Here is a 5,398-nt window from a genome sequence, read left to right as displayed (position 1 = left end):
GGCGGCACGAACGACATCTACTACCTAAACTGCGCTCTAAACGGCTTTGAAAACGAGATCAGCATGCGCTCGCAGGCTCTAAAATTTATCGACGAAAAGGAACTTAGCGCGTTAAATTTGGCGGCTGATTTTATCCTTTGCGTAAAATCGGCGCAAAATTTAACCCTGGGCTCGGACGTTTTTGATCCCGCTAAGCTAAACGAGATCACCTCGCTTATGCAAACCAAGTCCAAAAAGACGCAAGAAAATAGCAGCGTCATCTCGCAAAAACTCTTTTCCTGCATGCACTCGGTCGCCGTTTTTTCGCGCTATCTGGTCGCTAGCTTTTACAGGAGTAAATTTACAAGCGGGGTTAAATTTAGCCAGCTGCGAGCTGCGCGGCTAAAAAACGGATTTTATAGGTTTGAAAATACGATTTACGTACCGCTGCACGTCCGCCCTCGCCCTCTAAACGCCGTACTAAAGCAGCTTTTAGCCCTCGGCGATGCGGAGTATAAATTTGACGTTGGGACGATCTTTTACCTAAAACGCGCGCAAATTAGCAAAGAGGACGCCGAGGATTCGCTCGCGCTTTTTAGAAAAATTTTGATGCGAAACCACGCTCACTGCATCATCAAGGCGCTTTTGGACGCGGAGGTTTTGCCTGTTTTAGTTAAGCCGCTCGAGCACGCCGTAAATTTGGCCGAATTTGACGGCTACCATAAATTTAGCGTCGGCGAGCACTGCGTGCTAAGCGTCAAATTTGCCGAAAATATCAAAGATAAATTCGTAAAATCGCTTTACGACGAGCTTTGTATCGAGGGGCGCACGCTGCTAAAGCTAGCCTTGCTGCTGCATGACGCGGGCAAGGGGCTAGGCGGCGATCACTCGGTCGTGGGCTCAAATATCTTTCGCGCCTACGCCGCAAAGCTAAATTTGAGCGCAAAGGCCGTAAATATCGGCGTTACGCTCGTGCGCTACCACACGCTGATGAACGACGTGGCAAACCGCGAGGATATCTACGATCAGCGCACGATTTTTAGCTTTATCTCAAAGCTTGGCGATCCGCAAACCCTAAAACTCGCCTACATCGTCGCCTACTGCGTGATAAACGCGACGGACGAAAAGCTCTATACGCCCTATCTGGCGCGGCTTTTGCGCGAGCTTTACGGCATTTGCCTGCAAAGCTTCGAGGATGAAAACCTGCTAGACGAAGCCGCAAGACGCGTAAAAAAGGAGCTTAGCATCAGACGAAACGCTAAATTTGCCGCTTTAAACGAAAATTTGAAAGAAAAAATTTTCGCCATCAGATCAAATTTACTCTTTGCCAAATACCAACCAGCAGACATCATCGGCATCGCCTGGGCCGCGCAAAGCGCGGATAAACTAAGCGTGCAGGTGCAAAATCATCAAAGCCTAAGCATAGAAATTTACGCGCAAAACTACCCGAATTTAGCGGTTTTGCTCTCGTCTTTGGCGCACCTTGATCTTGGATTTATGGAGATTTTCGAGCTGTTTGACGGTAAATTTTACGTCAAGCTGGAGTTTAACAAAAACGTCAAATCAAGCGAGCTAGAAACCCTAAAAAACCTTATCGAGATCTCGCTAAAAAGCGGCGCCTCGGCGCAAATAAATCGCCCGATCATACTAAAAGGCGAGCTAAATTTCGACGCTAACCACTCACAAGAGTACGCAAAGCTTGGCATAAACGCGAAAGATCAGCGCGGGCTGATGGCTTACGTATTGGGAGTTTTTAAGGAATTTGATGTAAAAATAGCCAACGCTAGAATCCAAACCGTAAAAAACAGGACGCGAAATTTGCTGCTTATACAAAAGCGCGAGGGCGTGGATTTGGGCGAAATTTTAAAATTATTAGAAAGCGAGTAAACATGTGCGGAATCGTCGGTTACGTCGGCAATAGAGAAAAAAGAGAGTTTATTTTAAACGGATTAAAAGAGCTTGAGTACCGCGGCTACGATAGCGCAGGCATGGCGGTGATGAGCCTAGAGGGCGGTTGCGACAAATGCGCGCAAGAAATCGCCTTTTTTAAGGCTATCGGCAAGCTTGAAAATTTAGCCAAAAAATCAGAGGGCTTTAGCTCTAGCGGCGAGGGCGTCGCGATCGGACACACGCGCTGGGCTACGCACGGCAAACCTACCGAGATCAACGCTCACCCGCACCTTGGCGAGCACTCTTTCGTCGTTCATAACGGCATCATCGAAAACTACAAAGAGCTAAAGGAGGAGCTTGAGGCAAAGGGCGTTAACTTCCTCAGCCAAACCGACACCGAGGTTATCGTGCATCTTTTCGAGGAAAATTTAAAAGCTATCGGCGAGCCGTTTAAAGCGTACGAAGCCACGGTCGCGCGCCTACACGGAGCTTACGCGACGCTGCTTATCACCAAAACGGCTCCGGGCAAAATTTTCTTTGCCAAGGACGCCGCGCCGCTAGCTATCGGCAAAAGTGAGGAAAAAGAGGTATTTTTCGCTTCCTCGGACGCCCCGCTAATCGGCCTAGCCAAAGAGGTGTGCTACCTGGACGACAAAAGCTACGGATTTGTTAGCATTGACGAGATTGCGATTTTTAAAGACGAAAAAAAACTAAGCCCGAGCTTTGCCGCGCTGCCTGCAGATAAAAGCTACGCGCAAAAAGAGGGTTACCGCTTTTTCATGGAAAAAGAAATTTACGAACAAAGCGCGGTAGTCTCAGAAACTCTAATGGGACGCGTCAAAGAGGATGCGGTAGGGCTTGAAAATTTAACGAACGAGTACCTGCAAAATATCGATGATATCGTAATTTGCGCATGCGGCACTAGCTATCATGCGGCCCTTACGTCTAGCTACCTTTTCGAGCGACTAGCGGACACTAGAGCTAAGGTCGAGATCGCGAGCGAATTTCGCTATAGACGCCCGAAACTAAACAAAAACGCCCTTTTTATCGTCATCTCGCAAAGCGGCGAAACCGCCGACACCCTAGAAGCGCTAAAAATCGCCAAGCAAGCAGGACTAAAGACGCTAGCCATCTGCAACGTCGATAACTCCTCGATCGTGCGCCTAGCGGACGACACGCTACTAACTCGCGCGGGAATCGAAAAGGGCGTAGCCAGCACCAAAGCCTTCGCCACGCAGGTTGTTACGCTGTGGATGCTAGCGCTGCAAATCGCGCAGGCTAAAGCCTCTATAAGCAAAGAAGAGCTAAAAAGCGAGATCGCGGCGCTCCTACACGTTCCGCAAATTTTAAACATCAGCAAAGAGCCGCAAGAGCGTATCCGCCGCCTAGCCAAGCACTATTTGCACGGCCACGGCTTCTTTTTTATCGGGCGCGATATATTTTATCCGCTCGCGCTCGAGGGCGCGCTAAAGCTCAAAGAGATCTCCTATCTGCACGCCGAGGGCTACCCTGCGGGCGAGATGAAGCACGGCCCTATCGCGCTTGCCGACGAGAGGCTCTTTACGATCGCGCTGATGCCGCAAACCGTCCTTTACGAAAAAACCAAAAGCAACGTCGAGGAGCTAGCCGCCCGCGACGCCTACATACTTGCTATCAGCCCCGAGGAGTTCGAGCTTAGCGACGATTTTATCAAAACAAGCAAGCAAGCTCACCCGATGAGCGAGTTTTTCGAGATGATGATTATCTTGCAGCTTTTTGCGCTGGAGATCGCCGTGAGGCTAGGCAACGACGTAGATATGCCGCGAAATCTCGCTAAAAGCGTGACCGTAGAGTAAATTAATAGGCGAAATTTGACGGGCGGCAGCGTTAAATTTCGCTTTTAAATTTTAATCCAAGAAGCTCAAATTTAACACGCCATAAAACCGCTAAATTTTACAGAACACACCCGAAATACACACTATGATAAATAGTCCTAATTTAAAAAGATTAAAATTCAAATTTAGCTAAAATCGCTATCAAAAAGGAGCGTAAAATGATCTTTGAAGACGAGCTGATTTTCGTTGAGCGCGAAACTAGCGAGATACCGTGGGTGAAAATTTTTACCAAAACGCCGTTTAAGGAGCTAACAGACTGCGACGAATCGACGCAAAAAAGGGTTTTTGAAGCGGTTTTAACGACCGAAAAAGTAATGAGAAAATTTTATAATCCCACTAAAATAAACATCGCAAGCTTTGCCAACTACGTGCCGCGCGTGCATTTTCACGTGATGGCGAGGTTTGAGAGCGATAGCTTTTTCCCGGAGTCCATGTGGGGCAAAAGGCAGCGCGAGGGCGAGCTAAATTTGCCTGAATTTGCCGAGTTTTCTCAAATTTTAGCGCGCGAGCTAGGCAAAACACGTGAATAAAAAAATACTTCTAACGCTCGCGATCATCGTAGTAGCAGGCATTTTGGCGGTTTATAAGGCGCGCTGGGACGAGCAGACGCAGACGGAAAATATCAAAAAATTTCTCGACTTTCAAACGCAAATTTTAAACAAAAATATTGAGGAGGAGAAACTCTCCGCGATGACAGTGGCTGCGCTACTAGCGCAAAACGAGCACGTGAAAAAATGCATGAGCCAAAACGACCGCGAAATGTGCCTAGAGACGCTTGGCGAATTTACCAAAACGCTCAGCAAGGTGCCCATTTACGAAAATGCCAAATTTCACATCCACACGCCCGAAATGAGGAGCTTTGCTAGGAGCTGGATACCGCTATATAACGACGATCTAACGAACTTTCGCCACCTGCTAGCCGAGGCCAAAAACGGCGTAGCCGCGGGCATCGAGGTCGGTCGCGCGGGAGTTTTCATTAGGTCGGTCGCGCCGATATTTGAGGATAAAAAGATGCTCGGCAGTATCGAAGTGCTGCTTGATTTTAAGCATTTGAGCGACTTTTTCTCGCAGCAAGGGCTTGATCTTTTCGTATTGCTCGACGCCGGCGGCGATCTGCCCTATCAAAACAGCAGCGACGAGGGCATCATCGAAGGCTTTCATTTCGTAAATAAGAGCTACGCAAATTTAAACGTCTTGCCGATGCTAAAGGATATCAAATTTAAAAGCGGCGGATTTTATCAGACGGATTCGCACGCCTTTACCGTCCAGCCGATGAACGACGCAAAGGGCGAGCGAGTGGGATATTTCGTGATTTATTTTAACTCCGACTTAAAAGAGCGAAATTTAGCAAAGCTGGGCGTTTGGTTTGATTAGTCAAGCAGGCTTTTTGAGTACGGCGAAAATTTGTAGGTAAAGACGCTGCCTTTGCCCAGTTCGCTTTTCACGCCGTACTCTACGCCGTTTTTCACGCAGATGCTTTGCACGATGTTTAGCCCAAGGCCAAAGCCGCCCTGCACGCCCTCGTCTCTAACGTAGCGTTTCCAAATTTTACTCGTGTCTTTTATGCCTTCGCCTTCGTCCTCGACTACGAGCACGATTTTGCCGCTTTTTTCAAAAAGGCGCAAATTTATTATCCCTCCTTCGCGGCTGTATTT

General features: G+C 48.1%; 5 protein-coding genes. 4 read left to right on the top strand and 1 reads right to left on the bottom strand.

Translation table 11 applies throughout. The features are described from left to right. From ACTTJF_RS09835 to ACTTJF_RS09820, 4 genes are all read left to right on the top strand, one after another. A partial coding sequence (locus ACTTJF_RS09835) for an HD domain-containing protein (protein WP_442551808.1) occupies positions 1-1,866 on the top strand: 1,866 nt, incomplete at its 5' end. A 2-nt stretch (positions 1,867-1,868) separates the two neighbouring features. Next, positions 1,869-3,704, top strand: coding sequence for a glutamine--fructose-6-phosphate transaminase (isomerizing) (gene glmS / locus ACTTJF_RS09830; RefSeq protein WP_442551807.1), 1,836 nt, complete (start codon positions 1,869-1,871; stop codon positions 3,702-3,704). 197 nt (positions 3,705-3,901) lie between these two features. Further along, complete coding sequence (locus ACTTJF_RS09825; protein WP_442551806.1) at positions 3,902-4,273, top strand: HIT family protein; 372 nt, start codon at positions 3,902-3,904, stop codon at positions 4,271-4,273. Beyond that, positions 4,266-5,117, top strand: a complete 852-nt coding sequence (locus ACTTJF_RS09820) for a cache domain-containing protein (protein ID WP_442551805.1) — start codon at positions 4,266-4,268, stop codon at positions 5,115-5,117. The genes ACTTJF_RS09825 and ACTTJF_RS09820 overlap by 8 nt, the downstream gene beginning before the upstream one ends. Here ACTTJF_RS09820 and ACTTJF_RS09815 read toward each other — a convergent pair. After that, positions 5,114-5,398: ATP-binding protein (locus ACTTJF_RS09815; RefSeq protein ID WP_442551804.1), on the bottom strand; the 285-nt coding region annotated here is incomplete at its 5' end. The two genes, ACTTJF_RS09820 and ACTTJF_RS09815, sit on opposite strands and share 4 nt — an antisense overlap.

The organism is Campylobacter sp. (assembly GCF_052170435.1).
Taxonomy (GTDB): Bacteria; Campylobacterota; Campylobacteria; order Campylobacterales; family Campylobacteraceae; genus Campylobacter_A.
This window is presented reverse-complemented; position numbering and strand designations above follow the sequence as displayed.